Source organism: uncultured Martelella sp., from assembly GCF_963677965.2.
Taxonomy (GTDB): Bacteria; Pseudomonadota; Alphaproteobacteria; order Rhizobiales; family Rhizobiaceae; genus Martelella; species Martelella mangrovi.
Window position 1 is genome coordinate 928078 of sequence record NZ_CAXXFM010000001.1, and the last position, 22048, is coordinate 950125.

18 protein-coding genes are annotated in these 22048 nt (G+C 58.2%); 8 read left to right on the plus strand and 10 right to left on the minus strand.

The genetic code is table 11. The features are described 5' to 3' along the window. Window positions 1-657 precede the first annotated feature (657 nt). Genes ACHZCU_RS04530 through ACHZCU_RS04540 form a run of 3 tightly spaced genes read right to left on the minus strand, consistent with a single transcriptional unit; the run spans window position 658 to window position 3620 of the window. Window positions 658-1413, minus strand: a complete 756-nt coding sequence (locus tag ACHZCU_RS04530) for an ABC transporter ATP-binding protein (protein WP_319517823.1) — start codon at window positions 1411-1413, stop codon at window positions 658-660. Then, window positions 1407-2477 carry an iron ABC transporter permease gene (locus ACHZCU_RS04535; RefSeq protein WP_319517824.1) on the minus strand — a complete coding sequence of 357 codons (1071 nt, stop codon included), beginning with the start codon at window positions 2475-2477 and terminating at the stop codon, window positions 1407-1409. The genes ACHZCU_RS04530 and ACHZCU_RS04535 overlap by 7 nt, the downstream gene beginning before the upstream one ends. Window positions 2478-2483: 6 nt before the next feature. Continuing rightward, complete coding sequence (locus tag ACHZCU_RS04540; RefSeq protein WP_319517825.1) at window positions 2484-3620, minus strand: ABC transporter substrate-binding protein; 1137 nt, start codon at window positions 3618-3620, stop codon at window positions 2484-2486. Between the two features lie 113 nt (window positions 3621-3733). Between ACHZCU_RS04540 and ACHZCU_RS04545 the strand changes: the two genes are divergently transcribed. Continuing rightward, a complete protein-coding gene (locus ACHZCU_RS04545; protein WP_319517826.1) occupies window positions 3734-4519 on the plus strand; it encodes a methyltransferase domain-containing protein in 786 nt (261 codons plus the stop codon). 681 nt (window positions 4520-5200) lie between these two features. On the opposite strand, the gene ACHZCU_RS04550 is transcribed toward ACHZCU_RS04545, so the two are convergent. After that, the gene (locus ACHZCU_RS04550) at window positions 5201-6181 is read right to left on the minus strand and encodes a LacI family DNA-binding transcriptional regulator (protein WP_319517827.1); all 981 of its coding nucleotides are present in this window, start codon (window positions 6179-6181) and stop codon (window positions 5201-5203) included. A 115-nt stretch (window positions 6182-6296) separates the two neighbouring features. On the opposite strand from ACHZCU_RS04550, the gene ACHZCU_RS04555 reads away from it, so the two are divergent. The 5 genes from ACHZCU_RS04555 (at window position 6297) to ACHZCU_RS04575 (ending at window position 12129) form a co-directional block, all read left to right on the plus strand. Continuing rightward, window positions 6297-7781: a sulfatase gene (locus ACHZCU_RS04555; RefSeq protein ID WP_319517828.1), complete on the plus strand. Its 1485-nt coding sequence runs from the start codon at window positions 6297-6299 to the stop codon at window positions 7779-7781. Between the two features lie 78 nt (window positions 7782-7859). Further along, entirely contained in the window at window positions 7860-8963 is a 1104-nt protein-coding gene (locus tag ACHZCU_RS04560) for a sn-glycerol-3-phosphate ABC transporter ATP-binding protein UgpC (protein ID WP_319517829.1), read from the plus strand. Beyond that, the gene (locus tag ACHZCU_RS04565) at window positions 8960-9922 is read left to right on the plus strand and encodes a sugar ABC transporter permease (RefSeq protein WP_319517830.1); all 963 of its coding nucleotides are present in this window, start codon (window positions 8960-8962) and stop codon (window positions 9920-9922) included. Before ACHZCU_RS04560 ends, ACHZCU_RS04565 begins: the two co-directional genes overlap by 4 nt. Beyond that, window positions 9915-10766: a carbohydrate ABC transporter permease gene (locus ACHZCU_RS04570; protein ID WP_319517831.1), complete on the plus strand. Its 852-nt coding sequence runs from the start codon at window positions 9915-9917 to the stop codon at window positions 10764-10766. The genes ACHZCU_RS04565 and ACHZCU_RS04570 overlap by 8 nt, the downstream gene beginning before the upstream one ends. 46 nt (window positions 10767-10812) lie before the next feature. Continuing rightward, a complete protein-coding gene (locus tag ACHZCU_RS04575; RefSeq protein ID WP_319517832.1) occupies window positions 10813-12129 on the plus strand; it encodes an extracellular solute-binding protein in 1317 nt (438 codons plus the stop codon). Between the two features lie 106 nt (window positions 12130-12235). On the opposite strand, the gene ACHZCU_RS04580 is transcribed toward ACHZCU_RS04575, so the two are convergent. Beyond that, complete coding sequence (locus ACHZCU_RS04580; RefSeq protein WP_319517833.1) at window positions 12236-14080, minus strand: sugar-binding domain-containing protein; 1845 nt, start codon at window positions 14078-14080, stop codon at window positions 12236-12238. A 201-nt stretch (window positions 14081-14281) separates the two neighbouring features. Here ACHZCU_RS04580 and ACHZCU_RS04585 point away from each other — a divergent pair, with 201 nt between their 5' ends. Next, complete coding sequence (locus tag ACHZCU_RS04585) at window positions 14282-15268, plus strand: LacI family DNA-binding transcriptional regulator (protein ID WP_319517834.1); 987 nt, start codon at window positions 14282-14284, stop codon at window positions 15266-15268. A gap of 17 nt (window positions 15269-15285) precedes the next feature. Here the strand turns inward: ACHZCU_RS04585 and ACHZCU_RS04590 are convergent, their stop codons facing one another. Then, entirely contained in the window at window positions 15286-16215 is a 930-nt protein-coding gene (locus tag ACHZCU_RS04590; RefSeq protein ID WP_319517835.1) for an aldo/keto reductase, read from the minus strand. Between the two features lie 378 nt (window positions 16216-16593). On the opposite strand from ACHZCU_RS04590, the gene ACHZCU_RS04595 reads away from it, so the two are divergent. After that, complete coding sequence (locus ACHZCU_RS04595; RefSeq protein ID WP_319517836.1) at window positions 16594-17562, plus strand: 2-dehydropantoate 2-reductase N-terminal domain-containing protein; 969 nt, start codon at window positions 16594-16596, stop codon at window positions 17560-17562. A gap of 198 nt (window positions 17563-17760) precedes the next feature. On the opposite strand, the gene ACHZCU_RS04600 is transcribed toward ACHZCU_RS04595, so the two are convergent. The 4 genes from ACHZCU_RS04600 to ACHZCU_RS04615 are packed head-to-tail and all read right to left on the minus strand — an operon-like array spanning window position 17761 to window position 22047. Further along, complete coding sequence (locus ACHZCU_RS04600; RefSeq protein WP_319517837.1) at window positions 17761-18825, minus strand: Gfo/Idh/MocA family oxidoreductase; 1065 nt, start codon at window positions 18823-18825, stop codon at window positions 17761-17763. Further along, window positions 18822-19841: a Gfo/Idh/MocA family oxidoreductase gene (locus ACHZCU_RS04605; RefSeq protein WP_319517838.1), complete on the minus strand. Its 1020-nt coding sequence runs from the start codon at window positions 19839-19841 to the stop codon at window positions 18822-18824. Before ACHZCU_RS04605 ends, ACHZCU_RS04600 begins: the two co-directional genes overlap by 4 nt. A 38-nt stretch (window positions 19842-19879) precedes the next feature. After that, complete coding sequence (locus tag ACHZCU_RS04610; RefSeq protein WP_319517839.1) at window positions 19880-20971, minus strand: sn-glycerol-3-phosphate ABC transporter ATP-binding protein UgpC; 1092 nt, start codon at window positions 20969-20971, stop codon at window positions 19880-19882. Next, on the minus strand, window positions 20968-22047 hold the full coding sequence (locus ACHZCU_RS04615) for a carbohydrate ABC transporter permease (protein ID WP_319517840.1): 1080 nt from the start codon (window positions 22045-22047) through the stop codon (window positions 20968-20970). Before ACHZCU_RS04615 ends, ACHZCU_RS04610 begins: the two co-directional genes overlap by 4 nt. Between the last annotated feature and the right edge of the window lies 1 nt (window position 22048).

The window sequence follows — 22048 nt, forward strand, 5'->3', positions numbered from 1 at the left end:
CGCAGGAAGCGTTCGCGAAGCTGTAAAAAAGCAATGTCGGACCGGATGTCCACGAAAGACACGGCAGGTTTTCTTGTCATGGTAGATCCTGCTATCGGCATAATGTCGAATTCCATGACCGAAAACCACTTATCCCGCTTGTTCAGCTTTCCCGAGCTACTTCGCCGGTTCCTGCCGTTCTATTCGCCGGACCTCAATCCGATCTAGCAGGCTTCCGCCAAAATCAATCACTGGACGTGTATGCTTCAGAATTAAACCGACGAGGAAATGTGGGGGCCACCGGCCACCTCGTCATGACCATCAAGCCGAAAGAGTGCACCACAATCATCGTTCAAATGCCGGGACTAAATACCTAAAGGTCTGCGATAGTGGCTTCATGTGACTATCCATTTCCGCTGCCTCCTGGGCAAGCATAACGAAACCATAGTCCTCCGGGGCATCGATATCAGGTGTTTCATGTAGGCGACCCATTTTATTCTTAAAACGCCATAGTATAAAAATGTAATTCGATAGATAATTGAAAACCCGTCCTAAAAGGGTAATGACAATATAACCGACAACCACCTGTCGATTGCCCGTTCACCTGAATGCCAGTGTCGAAATTGTGAGCTCATCGTCGAACGGCATGTTTGCAGAAAGCGTTCTTGGTCGGAGAGCCTACCGTCTTGTCGTTCCATCCACGATGACGTGGTCATAGTCCATCGAGCATTGTTCGATGCGCGCTTCAATCCGGTAGACTTCACGCAGCATGTCGACTGTCACCACGTCACGCGGAACGCCACAGGCGCGCATACGACCCTGTTCGATCACCAGCACCTTGTCTGCGAAGCGCAGCGCCTGGTTGAGATCGTGGATAGCAATCATCACGATCATCCGATTCTGTCGTGCCTGCTTCTTCATCAGGGCAAGGACTTCGATCTGCCGGTGAAGATCGAGCGCGCTGGTCGGCTCGTCCATCAGCATGATGTCAGGCTGGCGTGACAGGGCCTGTGCGATTGATACAAGCTGGCGCTGGCCACCCGACAGTGCGCCAAGGTCCCGGAAGGCAATCGGAGCGATGTCCAGCGCCTGCAGGATTGCATCGATCAGCTGCGTATCTTCGTCGCTCACCGACCATGACTTTCCCTGCTTGCGCGCCAGGAGGATCGATTCATACACCGTCAGTACGGCGTTGGCGGACGTGTCCTGCGGCATATAGGCAATCGGGCTTTTCGCCCTCGCGCCTTCGATATGCACATTGCCCGGCCCCTTCAGGATTCCCGTGATCCGTTTGAACAGGGTCGATTTTCCGGCGGCATTGGGACCGATCACCGCAACAAGCTCACCCGCCGTCATCACAGGCGTCGTTACCTCTTCAACAAATAGCTTTCTGCCATGATACGCCCCTACCGACTGAAGTTGCAGGGCTACCATGATCGGCTCCTGTTCGAGATGATGAGCGAGAAGAAGAACGGCACCCCTACAAGGGCAGTGATGATGCCGATTGGAAAGACCACGCCAGGGACGATGGATTTCGAAACGATCGATGTGACCGAGAGCAGGAGCGCACCGGACACGATGGAGCCTGGAAGGAAGAACCGCTGGTCCTCGCCGAGGATCATGCGCGCGATATGCGGCCCGACCAGTCCGACGAAACCGATCGTGCCGACGAAACTGACCGGTACGGCCGAAAGCAGCGAGATGATCAGCATGGTTTCAAGGCGAATGCGACGGACATTGATGCCGAAGCTGGCGGCCTTGTCCTCCCCCAATCTGATGGCTGTTAGCGCCCAGGCATTGCGGGCAAAAAGCGGAAGCGCAACGATGAGCACGGCAAGGGTCACCCAGATTTTCGGCCAGGTCGCCTTGGTCAGGCTGCCCATGGTCCAGAACACCACGGCAGAGAGCGCCTGCTCGGAGGCGAGATACTGAAGAAAGGCCAGAAGCGCATTGAACGAGAACACCAGGGCAATCCCGAGCAGAACCACGGTCTGAACGGAAACGCCGCGAATTTGTGAAACGAAATGGATGAAGAGCGTTGCGGCAAGGGCGACGATGAAGGCGTTGACGGGAACCAGCATGCCGGCTGCGACCGGAACCAGCGCGATGCTCGTGACAATGCCGAGAGCCGCACCGAAACTGGCGGCCGCGGATATTCCCAGCGTAAACGGGCTTGCAAGCGGATTGGCGAGAATGGTCTGCATCTGCGCGCCGGCGACAGACAAGGCCGCCCCCACCACGATCGCCATGACGGCGACGGGCATGCGGATGTCCCAGACCACGGTTCGGACCTGAGGCGATACCGAGGATGGGTTGAAAAGTGCTGCGACAACCTCACCCAGACCGTAACGGGCCGGCCCCCAGGCAAGATCGACGGCGAACGAGAGACAGAGCAGCGTCGTCAGGCCGATCAGGATCATGATCTTGCGACGGGCGAGCGCGCGATAGCGCACTCCCCCTGTTTCAGTCTCGAACGCTGTTGTCAAAACGTCCATCATGATGGCTTACTTCGAAGCCTTGATGTCGGCCCAATAGCCGGGCTCATAGGCAATCGGCAGGAACTTTTCATGGAAGTCCGCGAAGGTGGCATCGGGGTCAAGATCTGCGAACAGGTCCGGGTGGAACCATTTGGCAAGCTGCTGCACGGCAACGAACTGGTATGGGCTGGTGTAGAACTGATGCCAGATGGCATGCACGTCGTCATTCGCCACGGCACTGGAGCCGGTAAAGGCAGGATGCTCCATGAGGGCAGCAAGCACCTCGCCGCTTTCATCGGCAACAGAGGCAGCACCTGGGCCGACATTGACGAAATCGCTGGCGTTTTCCGTATTCGACCAGTTAGCACCGGTGATCACGATCACATCAGGATTGGAAGCCAGCACCTGCTCGGCATTGATCGTGCCGGTATAACCTGGCAGGAAGTCGGAACCGATATTGTGGCCGCCGGCCCAATCCACCATCAGGCCGAAATTGTTCGGTCCGAAGGTGCCGCAGCACTCCACCAACCCGGCTGCGCGATACATGAAGACGTCGGGCTCTTCCGGTTTGGCCTCTTCCAGCGTGTCGGTCACGCGCGCCATCTGCTCATTCCAGTAATCGGCGACGGCCTGGGCGCGATCTTCATGACCGAACAGCTTTCCGAGCACTTCAAGGCTCGGCTCGGTATTCTTCAGGATGTGCTCGCGGAAATCGATATAGACGATCCTGGCGCCGGTACCCTCAAGGGTCTGCTCGAGATTGATTTCGTCTGCGGCTTCCTTGTCGCCGATCGGCAGCAGTAGAACATCGGGATCTAGATCGACAACGGTCTCAATCGAAAGCGTGCCATTTGAAAGCCGCCCCAGGAATGGGATATCCGCGGCTTCAGGGAATTTCGCGACATAAGCCTTATAGCCGCCCTTGTCGTTCATGTAGAGATCGTTGCGCCACCCAACCACTTTCTCAAAGGGATTTTCCCTTTCGATCGGCGCCAGCCCGTAGATCATGCGTCCTTCCCCGAGGATCACACGCTCCACGGGACCGTCGAAGCTGACTTCTCGGCCTGCAACGTCTTCAACCGTGAACGACTGCGCCCATGCCGACAACGGCATCAGGCTCACCGCAGCAAGCGCCGAAGCGGCAAGTATCTTCGCGAAATTCATTCTGAAACTCCCTCATTTCATGGAATGAACCGACGCATATAAAACATGACTTGTTGAATCAAGTTTTATGTTTTAGAGCCCTTCCAAAGAGATAGCACTATGCGGGACCCCTTATGACGACGGCCAACAGCAACTACTCCATTCGTGACGAAATCCGCGATTACTGGTCCGAGCGCGCTGAAACCTTCGATCAGAGCGTCGGCCACGAGATCTTTTCCAGGGCAGAGCGGCAGGGCTGGCAAAGGCTTATCAGAAAGCACCTGGGAGAAGGTGATGGGCGCAAGGCGCTCGATCTCGCTTGCGGCACGGCGGTCATTTCGCACCTGCTGCACGATCTCGATTTTTCGGTAACCGGCCTCGACTGGTCGGACGCCATGCTCGCGCAGGCGCGGGCCAAGGCGCAAAAACGTGGCTCCGTCATCCGCTTCATTGCCGGCGATGCCGAAAACACGCTGGAGCCACCGGAAAGCTACGACGTGATCACCAATCGCCACCTGGTCTGGACATTGGTGGATCCCCCCGCTGCATTCGACGAATGGTTCTCACTCCTGAAACCGGGCGGAAAGGTCCTGATCGTCGATGGCAATATGGGCAAAGAGACTTGGGTCAAGAGCCTGCAGCAACTGTGGACACGCATTGTCGGCAAGCAGGTTACCGGCCCGGTGAGCCCCGATATGGTAGAGCGGCTCCAGAAAATCCGCGAACGGGTTTATTTCTCAGGCGAGATGCCGGCGCAAGCCGTCGCCGACCTTTTGGAGCAAACCGGATTTGAGAATATCGTGATTGATCGCAAGCTTTCCGATATCCACTGGGCGCAGGCCCGCCGCATGCCCCTCATGCGCGGTCTTGACCGCATGGTTCAGGAGCGGTTTGCCATTTGTGCCTCAAAACCGGGCTAGAAACGCGGGGCGCAGGCCCTTGCATCCATTCAGTTCTCAGCCTTGAAAGGAGGCTATCGGAAGCACAGGCTTAGCGATAAACTCGGTTTGAATGGCACATCCTGCATCTATGGTCGAGAAAGGACGCGGCCATCCAGACTGGCGCGCTTAGGGAGAGTTTTTGCAACAGGAGAGCAATTCGGCGGAATGTCCACTTGCTCAAAATGAAGAAGACCGTCTGGCGGCGCCGTGGTCACTTTGTGCTTTGCGCCAACACAAATTCGCAACTTCCAGCGCTCAAACTTAGGTGCAGTCAACAGAAGAGAGGTCGGCTGGCCCAATAGGCAAAACACGCGACGCTCTGTCCACGCTGAAGCCGTTGTAGGTGGGACCCGGCTCACTGCGATACAAAATGTCGGAGGAGCTGTCGCCGCATATCTCCCTGTCGGATAAGAGTTGGCACTACAAAATACCGGCGCAACACATGAGTTCCTCCTCCTTTTTTTTGCAGCAGGCCTGTAAACTCGGACCATTGGCGAAGACACTGAGGCATGATTATGAAGGATAGCCGTCCCTCGAAGGCGCGGTCGGCGTCGAGTAGAGACGCGCCTAATCAATTTTGGCAGACCTCGTTGGGAGGAGTCTAAGAATAAGGCTCATCAGATAGCCTCTCTACATGTCCGACCTTGTTGCGATCGGGCTTTATGTCGACTCCCGCAGGATCAACCGCATCGGCAAAGCATAGCTTTGCGGGTGTTCATCGGAGATTGCGGCAAGCGTTCGTTCGGCAAGTTCAGTCATATCCGCACCGACCGTCGAGAGAGTCGGCAGGGAATACAGCCCCTCCTCGATGTTGTCATAACCGACGACAGCGACATCGTCGGGGCAATCGAGCCCTGCCTTGCGGATGGCATGAATCGCGCCGAGCGCCAGCAGGTCGGAAAAGCAGAAGACGCCATCCGGCCTGTCAGCGGTGGCGATCAGTTTCAGCATCGCTTCAACACCGGCTGACCTGGAAAAATGCTCGACGTTAACCTGCGGACCGGGCTTCAGACCGCGTTCCTCGTGGGCGAGCAGGAAACCTTTCAGTCGGTTTTCCGATGCCCCGGTTTGTTCACCGGTCACGCCAATCGCAGCAACCCTGCGACAGCCACGATCAAGAAGATGGCCGGTCGCCTGTCTTGCCGCCTCAACATTGTCAATACCGATATGAACCAGGTCTTTCGGCACGCTCGCAGGCCCCATGAACACGCACGGCACCCTGGCACGCGCCTGTGCTTCTTCCGGCGGCAGCCAGGTCAGAGTCAGCAACAACCCGTCGAAACGGCCAAGTGCGAGGATACGTTCAATGGCCGCTCTCTCGCTTTCAAGCGTCGCCCCCGTCGATTCGATGAAAACACCAATATTACGCGCATGCGCCGACTCAATCACAGCGCCGGCAAGGCTTGCAAAATAGGGCTGCCTGATATCCGGAACGACCAGCGCGATCATGTCGCTGCGCCCCGTACGCAACTGTCTTGCCGCACGGTTGGGACGATAACCCAGCCGCTCGCACTCCGCCAACACGCGCGCCCGCATGGCATCAGAAACATGCACATAACCATTGACAACATTCGAAACCGTTCGCGGAGAAACACCGGCGGCACGGGCAATGTCTTTCACTGTCGGCCCAGACGAATCCAAATGACTAACCTCACAGCAGTTTTGTCTCACTTATGGCAGCGTCTGAAAGCTCTTGCAACGTTGCAAAATCTGTGAGACGCTATTTGCAACGTTGCAAATTTAGGAGGAAAACAGCGTGCCGACTTCGCCTGCCACTGAGCGTCCCAATCTCATCTATGTCTTTGCCGATCAGTTGCGGCGTGACGCGCTCGGCTGCACCGGCATGTCGAATGCCGCCACGCCCAACATCGACCGTTTTGCCACACAGGCGATGAATTTTCCGCAATTCGTCTCCAACACGCCCGTATGTACGGCCTACAGGGCCTCCCTGATGACCGGCAAGCACACGTCATCTCACGGCATGGTCATCAACGAATTGCGCATGCATCCGAACCAGTCTTGCCTGGGGCATCTCCTGACCAGAGCAGGCTATGAAACGAGCTATATCGGCAAGTGGCACCTCTATGCCAACCACCTCGGCAATCATTTCGATCCGGCAAACTCCTTCGTGCCGCCGGGACCGCACAGGTTGGGATTTGACGGCGAGTGGAAGGCCTACAATTTCCACCATGAGAATTTCAGCCCGTCGGCCTACTATCACGAGGATACGCCTGAAAAGAAATTCTATCCGGAAGGCGTCTACGAGGCGACGGCGCAAACCGATTTCGCGATCGATACCATCGGTCGGATGAGCCGGTCCGGCGCGCCGTTCGCGCTGGTCCTTTCCTATGGACCGCCGCATGATCCCTGGGGCCCCGACAACGTTCCCGAACGATTCTGGCGCATGTTCGAAAACCAACGGTTTCCCGATCCGCCGAACTATGCCGAGGAAAACGATCCATACGCCGACAGCTGGGCGCGACTGAGCACCGCCGAGCGGGAGGAACTCGAAGAATGGCGGCGCGGATACCATGCGCAAGTCGCCTCCCTGGATGCCGAATTCGGACGATTGATGGCGGCGGTTGAGGCGGCGGGCATTGCCGACGACACGATTGTGGTTTTCACCTCCGATCACGGTGAAATGTTTGGCGCGCATGGACGCCGCGCCAAGCTCATCTTCTATGAGGAGGCCGTAAACGTCCCCTTCTTCATCCGCTGGCCGAAAAACATACCTGCCGCCGGCTTCAGCAACGCGGCCATCGGATCGGTCGACGTCTTGCCGACGCTCGGCGGATTGATGGGCTTCGATGTACCCGACGATGTCGAGGGAAATGACCTTTCGCCGCAGGTGAAGGGTGCAGGCGGCGGCCCGGAAATATCGCTCATGATGGGGTGTGGCGCGACAGCCGCGTGGGAGGACGGTCACGAGTGGCGAGCAGCCCGTGACGCCCGCTTCACACTTGCCCGCTACCGCGTTGACGGCCGCACCCTGCTGTTCGACCGCGATAGCGATCCCTGGCAGATGCGGGACGTTTCGCAGGACCCAGCCTATCGCCAACAACGCGACCGGCTTGAACGCTGGATGGCAGCCGAGATGGCGCGCATCGGCGACGGGTTCCGCGCTTCCAGCTATTACGAAACGCACTGGACGGACGACGACCGCTGCATTCTCAGGTCCGAAACGATGGAATTCGGACCTGCCGTTCCACCGGGCACAGCCGTGCTGCAGGCAGGCGAATAGCAAAAACCGCAGCCCAGCGGCAGCCAGTTTGAATAAGCCCGCGCGACAACGGCAACGCGGGTGAAAGGGAGGAGTTGTATGAGCGGAGTGAGCCTTAAGGGTTTACGCAAATCCTATGGCGCGATCGAGGTCATCTTCGGAGCGACACTTGACATCGTGCCGGGCGAATTCGTCGTTTTTGTCGGACCTTCGGGCTGCGGCAAGTCGACGCTTCTGAGGATGATCGCCGGTCTGGAAGACATATCCGCCGGCGAACTCTCGATCGGCGGGCGAGCCATGAACGATGTCGCCGCGCGCGATCGCGGCGTTGCCATGGTGTTTCAGAACTATGCGCTCTATCCGCATATGACGGTGCGTGAGAACATGGGCTTCGGTCTGCGCAATCTGGGGGTGGCAAAGGATGAAATCATCCGGTCCGTGGAATCGGCCGCCGCGACGCTGCAACTGACGGATTACTTGGAGCGAAAGCCCAGACAGCTTTCCGGCGGCCAGCGCCAAAGGGTCGCCATCGGCCGCGCGATCGTGCGTGAACCGCAGGTCTTCCTGTTCGACGAACCGCTCTCCAATCTCGATGCCGCGCTGCGAGTGCAGATGCGGACCGAACTGTCCCAGCTCCACGCCCGCCTCGGTGCGACAATGATCTACGTGACTCATGACCAAACGGAAGCACTGACCATGGCCGACCGGATCGTCGTGCTACGGGAGGGCCGCATCGAGCAGATCGGCGCGCCGCTGGAACTTTACGACACCCCGGAAAATCTGTTTGTGGCGGGCTTCATCGGCGCACCGAAGATGAATTTCCTGACTGGCCACGTCGACAGCGTCGAAAACAGTGCAATTGTCGTTTGCACAACCGCCGGCGACAGGATAAGCGCAACCGCCCTTGCCGGCAAGCTTCGCACGGGCGACCCGGTCACCCTCGGCATCCGGCCCGAAAACCTGACAATCTCGCCGGACGGTCCGATATCGGCAACCGTCTCGCTTATCGAACAGCTCGGCAGCGTCGTTCTGCTTTATGCAACGACGCAGGAGGGCATTCAAATCGTCTCCGAAAGCAGGGACCGCGCCGTTCCGGCCATCGGAGAGACCGTTCGCTTTTCAGCAGACGGCGCGTTGCATGTCTTCAACGGCGAGGGCCGTGCCGTCGGCGCCGGCCTTTCCGGCAAGGAAAACGCGGCATGAACATGACCGATGCAAGGACCGGCGCAGGCGGCACCGCCACGCTCCCGGCCGATGAGATTCAGTCCACACCGCCGTTGAAACGGCGTCGGCACAAAGACAAGCTCGCGGCCTTGGCCTTCCTCGGGCCGTTCATGGCACTTTATGCTATTTTTCTGGTCTTTCCGCTGTTCAAGGGCATCTACATCTCCTTTCATGACTGGGAACTTGCCGGCGGTTACCGCGAATGGATCGGGTTCTTCAACTATGAGGACCTCTGGTACGATTCAGCATTCTGGCGTGCAGCGGGCAATACGTTCCGCTTTGTCATTATGGCTGTTCCGTCAATGACTGCGCTTTCGCTGCTGCTGGCGCTGGCGCTTCGGGGCCAGGACCGCATACGCGCCTTTCTCCGGCCTGTATTTTTCTCGTCCTCGGTGTTCTCGGTAACGGTCGTGACCCTTGTCTGGGGCATGGTGCTTGCACCTGATCGTGGATTGATCGCCCCGGTCTTTACCGCATTCGGTCTTGAACCGATCAATTTTCTTGGCAGCCTCACCTGGGCGATGCCTTCGCTGGTGATTGCTACGCTCTGGTGGGGGATCGGATTGCCGATGGCCCTGTTTCTCGCATCGTTGGGCCAGATTCCCGGCGAACTGTATGAAGCCGCCGAGCTTGATCACGCAAGCCGATGGCAGAAATTCGTCTCGATCACGCTGCCCGGCATTCGCCGCACCATGCTTCTGGTCCTGGTGTTGCAGATCGTGCTGCAATTCCAGATTTTCGGACAGGCGCAGCTTATGACCAATGGCGGCCCCGCACACAGCACAGAAACCATCGTCATGTACATCTACAACACCGGTTTCCGCGATTGGCAGATCGGCTACGCCACCACCATCGCGCTGGCGCTATTCGTCATCATGCTGGTCTTCTCGATGCTGCAATTGTGGATCGGCAGAAGGGGGGAGGATTCCGATGACTGACGCCAAACGCGCGCGCCTGATGCCGCGCCGTCCAGTCGACAAGCTCATCCTGCTTGTAACAATCGCCTTCGCGATCGTCTGGCTGATACCTATGTTATGGGTGCTGGTGATGTCGTTCAAACCGAACGAAGAGCTGATGCGTTCCACGGCCGGTCTGTTACCCTACCCGTTCACGCTTGAGAACTTCATCAACGTCATCAAGATCGCGACGGTTCCACGCTGGCTTTTAAACTCGGCAATCGTCTCGACGACAATGACCGCGTTGGTGCTGATGATTTCATCAATGGCGGGCTACGCCTTTGCCCGTCTCGATTTTCCCTTCAAACCGGTTCTTTTCGTGCTCGTCATCGCCGGCCTGATGGTGCCCGAACAGGTTATTTTCATTCCGCTGCATACGATGTTCGCGGACTGGGGCATGCACAACAGTTACACGGCTCTGGTAACGCCGCGCCTGGCCGCGCCGATCGGCGTCTTCCTGATGACACAGTTCTTCCGGGCCGTACCCAAGGAGTTGGAGGAAGCCGCCCGTCTTGACTATGCCGGACACTTCACGATCTTCACGAAAATCATGCTGCCCCTATCGCTGCCGGCGCTGACGACGCTCGGACTTTTCACATTTCTTCATGCCTGGAACGACTATCTTTGGCCTTTGGTCTCGGCCACCAACAAGGACATGTACACCGTCACGGTTGGCCTCGCATCGATCCAGAGCAATTTCGCACAGTCCGAGGGGATAGGAACGCTGATGGCCTCCGCCGTCTTTGCTTCCGCGCCCATCGTGCTGCTGTTCGTGATTTTCCAGCGCTACATCGTGGCGGGAGTGGCCATGAGCGCCGGGAAATAAGGCCGGATTTCCGGCGCAACCGCATTATCAAAGGAGGAGGTACCCGATGAATGAGTTGAGTAAAAGAGCGAGCCTTGTCGCGCTCTCGCTGATGGCGACGACGACAATGGCTTCAGCGGCCGACATCAAGCTTGTCCGTTTCTTCGGCGATTGCCAAGCCGAGTTCGGCACCGTAACCAATCCCGATGACGCCTATGGCGAATGCGGAATCATAACCGCGCTCACCAATCAGTTCAATGCCGAAAACAAGATCGGCGCGCATGTCGACACCCAAACCGTCGACTGGGGTGCCTACTATACCCAGCTTTCTGCGTCCTATACGACAGGCGATATTCCGGATATCGGCGTCATGCATGCGTCCGATCTTGTCAACTACACCGACCGGGGACTGGCGACTCCCATTGGCGAGCAGCTTGCCGCAGCCGGCGTCGATCCTGAGGACTGGGTCGACCAGGCCCGCAACAGCGTCACGAGCGACGGCGAAATCTACGCGCTACCCTTCGACATTCACGCCGTTCTCATGCATGTCAATCTCGGACTGATGAAGGAAGCAGGGCTGGTGAACGAAGACGGTTCCGCCAAGCTTCCGACCTCGCTGGACGAGGTCATTTCCATGGGCAAAACGTTTCAGGAGAAAACCGGCAAGCATTACATCGCCATGGAAAGTCAGGCTACAGATGTGTCCAGCATGCGCCTGTTCATGAGCCTGATCTGGCAGCAGGGCGATGACCTCGTGAGCGAGGACGGCAAAACCGCGACGGTCGACACGCCAGAAGGACTGAGGGCGGCGCAATTCATCAAGGCACTATACGACAATGACCTGATCGACCCCGGCCTCGACTACAACGGCGCTGAGCAGGCATTCCTGAATGGCGACGCTGGTCTCTTCATCAATGGCACCTGGGTCGTCAACAGCTACGCCACACAGGCGGAAAACGGCACGGGACTGATCGATTATGCCGTTTACGACATACCGACATTCTTCGACGAACCGGGCGTTTTCTCGAACTCGCACACCTGGTTCATCCCGACAGACGAAAGCCGGACGCCGGAAGAGGAGGAAGCCGCAATCGCATTCCTGACCTTCCTGAACGAAAACGGATACCAGTGGGCGCGCACCGGCCATCTACCGGTCCGCCGCTCGGTCATCGAAAGCGAGGAATTCCGTGCGTTGCCCGATCGCACGGGTTACGCCGGCACTGCGGACGCGGCACGTTCCCTGCCTCCGGTCAAGAATGCCCGCGGCATTTTCAACGACGTCGCCGCCGAGCTTTCGACGATGTGGCAGGCCGGCATTCCACCGGAAGAATCTGTCGCCAATGCCAATGATGCGACACAGCGCATTCTGCGCCGAAACCGCTGATGCGGGATTGAAAACTGCGGCCGGTTCGCAAACCGGCCGCAGTTTTCACGATGCAGGGTGTGAAAGCGGGTCGCCGTCTGAACGGCGACCGTCTTATGCCGGAAGACTACTCTGCCTTGCCCTTCGAACGCGCTCTGGCGAATTCCCGCTCGGCGTGTACCCGTTCAGGCGGGAAGGCGGCAGCGGGTAACGTGATAGCACGACGCAGATTTTCAACCGCAAGCTTCGGTGTCCGGTCATCGTAAAGCAGCCCGTTTGCTTCCTGCAGCGTGTCGGTCAATTGCGTGTAGCAATATCCCATCAGATTCGGCACGGAAGCAATCGCTGTGAACATCTCGACCAACCTGTCTTCGAGCGCAGCCTCATCGGCAACGGTAGCATAACCATGCCATTCGACACCCTGTTTTGGCGTAAAGGAAACGCCGCCGAATTCCGTCAGCATGACTGGGCGATCACCGGCCGCGCCCCGATCGAGCAGCAGTGGCCGACCGGCCGGGCCGATGCCCGCGATCATCCTTGTAAGCCCCTTGCCATCGCCGTAACGCGTCGCCAGTTCCGCGCCGTCCGGCGCATAATCGTGGATGGAAATGATATCGGTCACACCAAGCTCCCAGCCATCGTTGGAAATTGCCGGCCGCGACGGGTCGAGGGCCTTGGTGAGGTGATAGAGCGCATTTGCGAAATGCTGCTGGTCCTCGCGCTCGGAAATGTCAGTAACGCCCCAGCTTTCGTTAAGCGGAACCCAGGCAATGATCGAGGGATGCCCCTTGTCGCGGCGGATGACCTCGCTCCATTCGCAGCTCACACGTTCCACCAGCGAAGAGGAATAGGCATAACCGCTTGGCATCTCTTCCCAGACCATGACGCCCAGCCTGTCGCACCAGTAGAGGAAGCGCGGATCCTCGATCTTCTGATGCACGCGCACGCCGTTGAAGCCAAGCGCCTTGATATGCTCAACCTCTCGGCGCAGCTCGCCCGGCCTTGCAGCGAGATGAGTGTCCGGCCAGTAGTTCTGTCCGAGAACGAGACGCAAGAATTTCGGCTGCCCGTTCAGCAGAAAGCGGCCGTGGTCGGTCCCCACCGTGCGCAGTCCGAGATAGCTTTGCAGCCGGTCTCTGCCATCGAGCGTAAGCTCCGCGTCGATCAGGGCGGGATTACCTGGCGACCAGATCAGGCGATTGCGATCCATACCGTGGCGAAGCGCCGCTATCGCAATGTCGAATTCGGCTTCGCTGTCGTCAATCATCACGGTCACGTCGGCAAGCGTCTCGCCGGCGGAAAGTCTCACCCTGAGCGGCACCGCCGTCCTGGGCGCAGCGGAAAGCCGCACTTCGCATTTCACCCGGCCATTGGCGATATCGGCAACGAAAGCGAGATCGGTAAGGTGCAGTTTCGGCACTACCGTCAGCCAGACCGGCTGCCAGATGCCGGAAGTACGATTATACCAGATGTCGTGCGGCTTCTCCCGCCAATCCTGCTTACCGCGCGGAATGCGCACATCAGACGACGGGTCCGCGGCACGCACGACGAGCGACTGTGGGCCCTCGGCCGCAAGCGCTTCGGTGATATCGGCCGAAAACGGCGTGTGCCCACCTTCATGCGTGGCCACCAGCTTGCCATTGACCCAGGCACTGGCAGCATAATCGACCGCACCGAAGGTGATGATGAGGCGTTCGCCTTCCGTCATCGCAGGCGTTTCGAACTGTCGGCCATACCAGGAAACCGGATGGAAGCCCTTGGCGTTGATGCCGGAAGCGACCGATTCCGGCGGATAGGGCACGGTGATGCGCTTGTCGAAGACAATTCCGCCGTCACTCCAGCCGTTGTGAATGCCCTCATCCGCGTCATCATGGGCAAACGCCCATTCTCCGTCGAGCGAGGTCCAGTTTTCGCGCGTCATACGCGGATTGGGCGCAAGCGCCGTTTCGTCCATTGCAGTGATTGTTGTCATACCATTTCTGGAAATTCGATCCGCTGGCCCTGCGGCCCGCGTCCGAAAGTCTCCCTCCCGTCTATTCGTCGCCCGCAGGTGAGTGCATTTCGCACGTTAGGCAAAGCTTTGCTAAACTTGTTTATCACCTTGAAACACGAGCCTGGACTTGTCAAGACGGTATTTCCGGGCCACAAAATCGCCATGTCAAAAAGAGTGAGAATGTCCGATGTGGCGAAAGCCGCCGATGTTTCGAAGACCACGGTATCGCTGGTCCTGAACCACGTTCTGGAAGCGCGCATCCCCGACGCCACGCGTGCGCATGTATTCCGCGTGGCGCGCGAACTGGGTTACGTGTCCCTGCCCTCAACCTTCAATCGCGACGGCAGCAGAACCTCAGTTATCGGCGTGTTGATCAACGAGATTTCCGCCGCCTATCCAATCAACCTTCTGGAGGACCTGCAGACCGCGGCGGAAGCCCGCAACAGCCGGATCGTCATCCAGATGACCGGAGGCACACCCGAACGCGAACGCGCCGCTCTGGTCGACTTTCGCAATTACGGCGTCAAAGGCGTCATCTATGCCATGAGCTTCAACGCCATGGTCACACCGGCGATTGAGCTCGACATGTTCCGGCATGTCTTCGTCAATTGCCAGCGGGAGGATGGCAGGGGGCATGCCATTGTCGGCGACAGTCGGAGCGGCGGTTATGCCGCTGCCCGACACCTGATCGAAAGAGGATGCCGCCGTATCGCTACGATTACGGGAGATCCTTGGCAGGTTGACACACGCGAGCGCCTGCAAGGGTTTGAGACCGCCCTAGCCGAAGTGAACCTTTCCCCCTTCGCCGTCGATCCCGGTGCCTGGAATTACGGCCATGCGCGCGAACTCACCGGTCGTTGGCTCTGCGAAACCCGCCCCCCTGACGCGATCTTCTGTCACAATGATTTCATGGCGCGCGGCGCGCTTTCGGCTCTACCGGGATCAGCCATCACCTGCCCGAAAGATATCCTGATCATCGGCTATGACGACCGCGAGGTCGCCGCCTGGCCCTCTCCCACACTTTCGACAATCACGCTGCCGCACGCAGAAATGGCCGAACTCGCGCTCGAAGCGCTATCCGGTGACGGCGAGATCGAATCGGCCAGACGCTTTGTCGAAGGCGAGCTCATCGCTCGCGAGAGCACACAACGCCACACGCCGGAGTAGCCTGCATTTTCCGATTGTCAGGGAAGTATATTACCCGCGGCCCGGAACAGGTGATACCATTCCTCACGGGTCAGCATGACGTCGGAGCCGGCCACGCTGTCACGCACGCGCTGAGAACTGGTTGTGCCGAGAACAACCTGGATGTTCGCCGGATGACGCGTGATCCAGGAAACCGCAATTCCGGTGGGGGTTACTTCATATTTCGCCGCCAATTCGTCGAGAACATCATTGAGTTCGGGATAGTTGTCGCGGTCGCCTACGAAAACACCACCGAAAAAGCCTTTCTGGAATGGCGACCACGCCTGAAGCATCATACCCTTGAGGCGCGAATAGTCGAGAAGTCCCACATCCCGCGATATCGACTGCTCAAGCCCCGTCATGTTTGCGGCGATACCCTGCGCGACAAGGTTGGCGTGGGTGATGCTGAACTGTACCTGATTGAAAAGGAGCGGCTGCGCAACGGCGGCGGCGAGCAACTCAATCTGTCCCGGCGTATGGTTCGAGACGCCGAAAGCGCGCACCTTGCCGGCGCTATACAGCCTATCGAAAGCATCAGCAACCTCCTCCGGCTCGACCAACGTATCCGGGCGATGAAGCAAGAGAACATCGAGATAGTCTGTTTTCAGCGAGGCGAGCGAACCGTCGACCGTTTTCAGGATATGTTCCTTCGAAAAGTCGAAATATCCCTTGCGAATGCCAACCTTGCTCTGGATCATGATGTGCTCGCGCTCACCGGCCGACAGTTCGACGGCCTCGGCAAAACGAGTTTCGCACCGATGCGGGGCTCCGCCATATATATCGGCATGATCGAAGCAGGTGATACCAACCTCGAGCGCCGCGTCAAAGAGTTCGCGGATTTTTGCGTTGTCCATCTCGGCAATGCGCATCAGGCCGAGAATGATGCTTGAGACCTCGAGCTCGGCGTTCGGGAGTGCATAATATTTCATTGGCTTCTCTCGTTTGTGAGGTTAGTCCGCCGGAATCCAGAGCGGCGGGACTCGAAATGAAACGGTCTGGCGGCTTGGCCCCGGCAAACCTGTCCACAATATGGACACCCCCCCGCACGGAAAAGCGAAACAGTCATATGGCAATCGTTCAAGGCTGTAGTGTTGCACCGGGCAGATTGCTGCACGCCACAACTATCGTTCGGCACGCACACCCCGAGCGCTGAAAAACGGCGACTTGTCCAACTGACGAGAAAGGGTCGCGATGCGGACATTGGACCTCAGTATCATGCCTGTTATAATATTAGTGCATCCTGCAAATACCGTCCGGCACTTCCTGCCCATTGCCTTCTATCACCGGTCGACGTTCTGGAGACATTCATGCGCATCATTATCTACGGTATCGGAGCGATCGGCGGCGCGATTGCGGTCAGACTGGCGCTGACAGGCCATGACGTCGTCGCCATCGCGCGCGGCCGCCAACTTGCCGCCGTCCGCGAAACGGGTCTAGCCTTGCATACGCCGGAAGGCATCGAAACAGCCCGCTTCGCGGTTCATTCGGATCCCTCGGAGGTCGACTTCCAACCGGATGACGTAATCCTGATGACCATGAAAAGCCAGGATAGTCCCGCAGCGCTGGAACGTCTTGCAGAAACCGGGGTCTTCGATCAAGCCGTGTTCTGTTTTCAGAATGGCGTGGCCAACGAACGGATGGCGCAGCGCTATTTTCCGAATGTCTACGGCGTGACTGTGATGATGCCCGCCGTCTATCAGGTTGCAGGCGCGGTCGCCGCGTTCGGCACTCCGAAACGCGGCCTGTTCGACATTGGCCGTTATCCGCGCGGCATTGATGACGTCACCATTGGCCTTTGCGACATTCTGAACGCAGCGGGGTTCGTCGCCAGTTCGAGCGACGAGGTAATGCAGAGCAAATACCGTAAGCTTCTGGCCAATCTGCGCAACGCTACCGGGGCAGCACTCACCGATGAGGAAACCGACGCGAAGTGGTATGTACGCGCGCGCGCGGAGGCCGAAACCGTCTTGAGGGCGGCCGGCATCGCCTGGGAGGATGGCGAGTCTCTGGATCGCAAGGAACTGATGCAGGAAGGCGCGGTTGCCGGCGTCGACCGTATCGGATCGTCATCATTGCAGAGCCTGAAACGGGCCGCCGGCTCGATTGAAACCGATTATCTGAATGGCGAAATCGCACTGCTCGGTCGATTGCACGGTATCCAGACACCAGTCAACACTGCCATTTGTCGTCTTTCGCGGCGAATGGCCGCCGGGGCAATCGTTCCACAAAGTCTGACCGATGCCGACATTGAGCGCGAAGTGGCCACATCCGGTTGATCTGGCCTCATATCGTCTGTTGATGGTCGCCCCGATGCCCAGGCCGAGAGACGTCTCCAGCGCCACATAACTGCTGACCGAACTGAGTTTGGCGTGATGCCAACGCGTAAAAACAGGCGGACCCATCATAGTCAAAGTTCCGTCGGGTTTTGCCACAAGGCGGATATTGCGCCCAGAAGACGCAGCTTTTTGGCTCAGTCAGGAAGGCTCAGACGAACCCCAGCCGGCATAAAGCGCGCTCGTTTTATCCAGTGGCAGTTGCACCCACTGTTCGGAACGGGCCGCCTGATAGATCGCGGTGACGAGTTCGATGGATCGGCGCCCCTCCTCTGCCTTGACCGCTTCGCCGTCGTCACGTTCAAGCTTGTCGGCAAAGGCTGCGAGGAAACCGGAAAAACCGCTTTTCGGCTCTTCCACAGTGGCAAGAACCGCATCGACGTCATCCTGTCTGACAGGGTCACGTGCGAAGAAGCGCCAACGGTCCGTCATCGGAGAATATGGCTCTGTGCCGCTTTCTGCCGTCACGCCGTCGAAGCAGACCCTGATGCGGGACGTATCGAGCCCGGCGCCCAGCGTCACCGAACTCGTGGCCACAGCCCCGCTCTCCATGACAAAGGAAATGGCGGCGCAATCCTCGACTTCGATATCGTTAACCCTTGTGGCAAGCGTCGCCGCGACCCGGCTAACTGGCCCGAGAAGCACGGTGAGAAGATCATGGTTGTGAATGGCATGGCCCAGAATGGCGCCGCCGTTCTCGCCGGCCCAAGTTCCGCGCCAGTCCACGGCATAATAATCGGCACCCCGGTTCCAGTGTGTTTCCATGCTGGCGGCAAACGCTTTGCCTATCAGCCCTGCAGCGCGCAATGCGTTGAGTTGCGCCATCGCCAGGCCGTAGCGGTATTGGAAAACCGGTGTGAGCATGCGGCCAGTCTGTCCGGCAAGGCGAAGGAGAGTGTCCGCCTCCTTCATGGAAGATACCAGCGGTTTTTCACAAATGACATGCTTGCCAGCTTCCAGTGCAGCTTTGGCGGCGCTGAAATGCAGGAATGGCGGCAGGCAGATGTCGATCACATCGATCTCCGGATCATCGATCACGGATTGAACATCCGCGGTGACCGCAACACCGTCGTCACCGACGACCGCTCTGGCGCGGGCCTCGTCGAGATCGCAGAATGCACGCACTTCGAAACGCTCCGGCAAGGCGCGATAGCCGGCATAGTGGTCGCGCCCGATTCCGGCGCCGATGATTGCAGCCTTGATCACGCCGCTCCTCCCTGTTCAGCCAGTTGCTGCGCCCTGATGGCGAGCTCCATAACCTTGAAAGCGTGCCTCTGCGGCATCGCCGTTTCGGTGCGATTATCGATGTCATGCCGCAATCTCTGGAAAAAAGGCAGGCCGGAATCACTGCAATCGATCTTCTCGTAACTGTCGCCATTGACAAGAAAGAGATGGTCCGTCCCCGTGTCGTTAGCGATATCGATATATTTGCGGATCTCGATATAACCTTCGGTGCCAAGGATCGTCAGGCGGCCATCACCCCAGTTGGGAAGGGCATCGGGCGTGTACCAGTCGACACGGATATAGCCATGCCCTTTAGTGCTGCGGAGCGACAGCTCGCCGAAATCCTGCAGGCCGGGTGTTTCGGGATTGGCGTAATTGCCGACGGAGGCCATGGCAACTTCGGCATCCTCGCTGCCGGTGAAATACAGGAACTGATCGATCTGGTGCGAGGCGATATCGCAAATGATGCCGCCATAGGCGACGCGGTCGAAGAACCAGTCCGGGCGTGTCGGCTTGTTCAGCCGATGCGGACCGAGTCCGCAGGTATGAACCACCTTGCCAATGGCGCCTGCAGCCACGAGTTCGGCGGCGCGGGTGACGGAGGACACTTCGAAACGTTCGGAAAAATCAACCGACCAGATCCGTCCGGTTCTGGCCTGCACTGCGCGTATCTCATCGAGTTGGGCAAGTGTGGTGCAGCCGGGCTTGTCGGTCATGACATCCTTGCCGGCTTCCATCGCCGCAATGGCAAGCTCTGCTCTGTGTGCGGGAATGTCGGCAATCAGGATAAGGCCGATTTCCGGATCGCTGAGAAGCTTGTCGTAATCGTCGACACGTGGCACGGCGGGAAAACGTTCGACAAAGCTGTCCAGCGTCTCCGGTGTGCCGTCGTTCCACCAGCCGACCAATTCGCCGCCGGCGGCAATCATATTGCCCGCCATGCCGAAGATATGCCGGTGCTCGATGCCGAGCGCAGCCATTTTGAGAGGGGTATCCACGATTGTTGCCTTTCGGATTGTGGTAAGGAGAGCAAGGGTCACACGAGGCCGATGGCCGTCTCATCCTGATCGAAGAGATGCATGCTGCTCGAGGGAAAATCGACATAGATTGCCTGACCGCGCGTCAGGGGCACCTGTTTGGGAAGCTGAACGGTCAGCGTCTCTCCGGAGGCGAACCGCGCATAGATATAGGTGATGGCGCCAAGTTGTTCGAAATTGTCGACGCGCACCTCGAACCCGCTGTCTGCCTCGAGTGAGACTTCGATGGCTTCGGGCCGGATACCGGCTGTTACCGCCATGTCGCTCGCAAGGGACTGATCGGTCATCAAAGCCTGTTCGTAACCACAATCGAGCCGAAGACGCAGTTTCGATCCATCACCAACGATCCTGCCGGCAAGAAAATTCATACGCGGAGCGCCGATGAAGCCGGCAACAAACTTGTTTGCCGGGTTGTTGTAGAGATCGAGCGGCTTGCCGATTTGCTCGACGCGCCCATCCCTGAGCACCACGATCCTGTCGGCCATGGTCATGGCCTCGACCTGGTCATGGGTCACGTAGATCATCGTGTTCTTGAGCTTGGCATGCAGGTCCGAGATTTCGACGCGCATCTGTAAACGCAGTTCGGCGTCAAGGTTCGACAGCGGCTCGTCGAACAGAAAGGCGATAGGTTCGCGCACGATTGCCCGACCGATGGCAACGCGCTGGCGCTGACCGCCGGAAAGCTGGCCCGGACGCCGCTCCAGCAGCGGCTCAATCTGCAGCAAACGGGCGGCCTCCGCCACACGGGCGTTGATTTCATCCCTTTCCATCCGGGAGTTCTCCAGCCCAAAGGACAAATTCTTGCGCACCGACATATGCGGATAGAGCGCATAGGACTGAAACACCATGGACAGGCCACGGTCCGACGACGGCACGTCGTTGACGCGCGCGCCCCTGATCATGATGTCGCCATCGCTCGTGTCGGCGAGCCCGGCGATGAGCCGCAGAAGCGTTGACTTGCCGCACCCCGAAGGACCGACAAATACGATGAATTCGCCCTCTTCGATTGCCAGATCGATCCCGTGAATGACCGTCAGTGCGCCATAGGCTTTTTTCACGCTGCGAAGTTCGAGAGCAAGATTGGATGTCATTTGAGCCCCGTATTTGCAATGCCGGTGGTAATGAAGCGCTGCAGCCACACGAAGATGAGCGTGACCGGGATCAGTGACACAACCGTCATGGCCAGGATGTAGTTGAAATTGGAATTGAACTCGCCGGTAAAGGTCGAAAGACCGATCTGGATCGTATGCTTGGTCGGGTCGGCGATCAGCACAATGAGCGGCCAGAGGAAATCGTTCCAGCGCCAGATCACCGACAGGATCGCAAGTACGGAAAGCGCAGGCATCGAAAGCGGGATGATAATCCGCCAGAAGATCCGCCATTCCGTGGCAGCATCCATACGCGCCGCCTCAAGCAGTTCATCCGGGATGGTGAGCATGTACTGCCTGAGCAGGAACACGCCCGTGGGCGTCGCCGCGGCCGGAATGATCACACCCCACAACGAGCCGAATATGCCAAGCGTCCAGACTACGAAAAACGTTGAAACCAGTGTGATCGTTCCGGGTATCAGAAGCGTGGCAATGATCAGCAATGTCACCGTCATACGGCCTCGAAACTGATATTTCGACAATGCAAAGGCGGCCATGGCATTGATGACAAGCGTGATCAGCGTGGCCATTAACGTTACAAAAACACTGTTGAACACATAGGTGCCGAAGTGGAAATTATCCTGACCGTTTCGTTTCAGGATCGGGTCAAGATAATTCTCGACCGAGACATGCAGCGTTTCCTTGGGGTGAAGAGCCCGCCGGGAAACGGTGAAGAGGGTCTGGGGCGCGGTAAGCTCGGCGACCTCGGTCATGGCACGCGTCGGCCCGGTCTTGAAGACGTCATGTCGGACGCCATCCTCATCGACAAACGTCCAGATATCCTTTTCTCCATACCCCGGAATCGTCTCCTGGACCTGCGCATAGGGTAGAAACCGCATATCGAAATCATTAATCGCGCGTTCGGTCTTTAGCGACGTCGTGAAGGTCCAGAGCACCGGTAGCAAAATGATAAGAACGCCGATCGCAAGATAGGCATAGGCCATGACATCGGTTGCTCCGACCTTGCCGGCGTCGTCTGCCGATCCGGCCGTTCGTGTCAGGAAGCGTATTATTTTCATC

What these genes read in the sequence shown, in the direction of transcription:
- ACHZCU_RS04530 (WP_319517823.1), bottom strand. Translation starts at nt 1,413, where the DNA reads ATGGTAGCCCTGCAACTTCAGTCGGTAGGGGCGTATCATGGCAGAAAG.
- ACHZCU_RS04535 (WP_319517824.1), bottom strand. Translation starts at nt 2,477, where the DNA reads ATGATGGACGTTTTGACAACAGCGTTCGAGACTGAAACAGGGGGAGTG.
- ACHZCU_RS04540 (WP_319517825.1), bottom strand. Translation starts at nt 3,620, where the DNA reads ATGAATTTCGCGAAGATACTTGCCGCTTCGGCGCTTGCTGCGGTGAGC.
- ACHZCU_RS04545 (WP_319517826.1), top strand. Translation starts at nt 3,734, where the DNA reads ATGACGACGGCCAACAGCAACTACTCCATTCGTGACGAAATCCGCGAT.
- ACHZCU_RS04560 (WP_319517829.1), top strand. Translation starts at nt 7,860, where the DNA reads ATGAGCGGAGTGAGCCTTAAGGGTTTACGCAAATCCTATGGCGCGATC.
- ACHZCU_RS04565 (WP_319517830.1), top strand. Translation starts at nt 8,960, where the DNA reads ATGAACATGACCGATGCAAGGACCGGCGCAGGCGGCACCGCCACGCTC.
- ACHZCU_RS04570 (WP_319517831.1), top strand. Translation starts at nt 9,915, where the DNA reads ATGACTGACGCCAAACGCGCGCGCCTGATGCCGCGCCGTCCAGTCGAC.
- ACHZCU_RS04575 (WP_319517832.1), top strand. Translation starts at nt 10,813, where the DNA reads ATGAATGAGTTGAGTAAAAGAGCGAGCCTTGTCGCGCTCTCGCTGATG.
- ACHZCU_RS04580 (WP_319517833.1), bottom strand. Translation starts at nt 14,080, where the DNA reads ATGACAACAATCACTGCAATGGACGAAACGGCGCTTGCGCCCAATCCG.
- ACHZCU_RS04585 (WP_319517834.1), top strand. Translation starts at nt 14,282, where the DNA reads ATGTCCGATGTGGCGAAAGCCGCCGATGTTTCGAAGACCACGGTATCG.
- ACHZCU_RS04590 (WP_319517835.1), bottom strand. Translation starts at nt 16,215, where the DNA reads ATGAAATATTATGCACTCCCGAACGCCGAGCTCGAGGTCTCAAGCATC.
- ACHZCU_RS04595 (WP_319517836.1), top strand. Translation starts at nt 16,594, where the DNA reads ATGCGCATCATTATCTACGGTATCGGAGCGATCGGCGGCGCGATTGCG.
- ACHZCU_RS04610 (WP_319517839.1), bottom strand. Translation starts at nt 20,971, where the DNA reads ATGACATCCAATCTTGCTCTCGAACTTCGCAGCGTGAAAAAAGCCTAT.
- ACHZCU_RS04615 (WP_319517840.1), bottom strand. Translation starts at nt 22,047, where the DNA reads ATGAAAATAATACGCTTCCTGACACGAACGGCCGGATCGGCAGACGAC.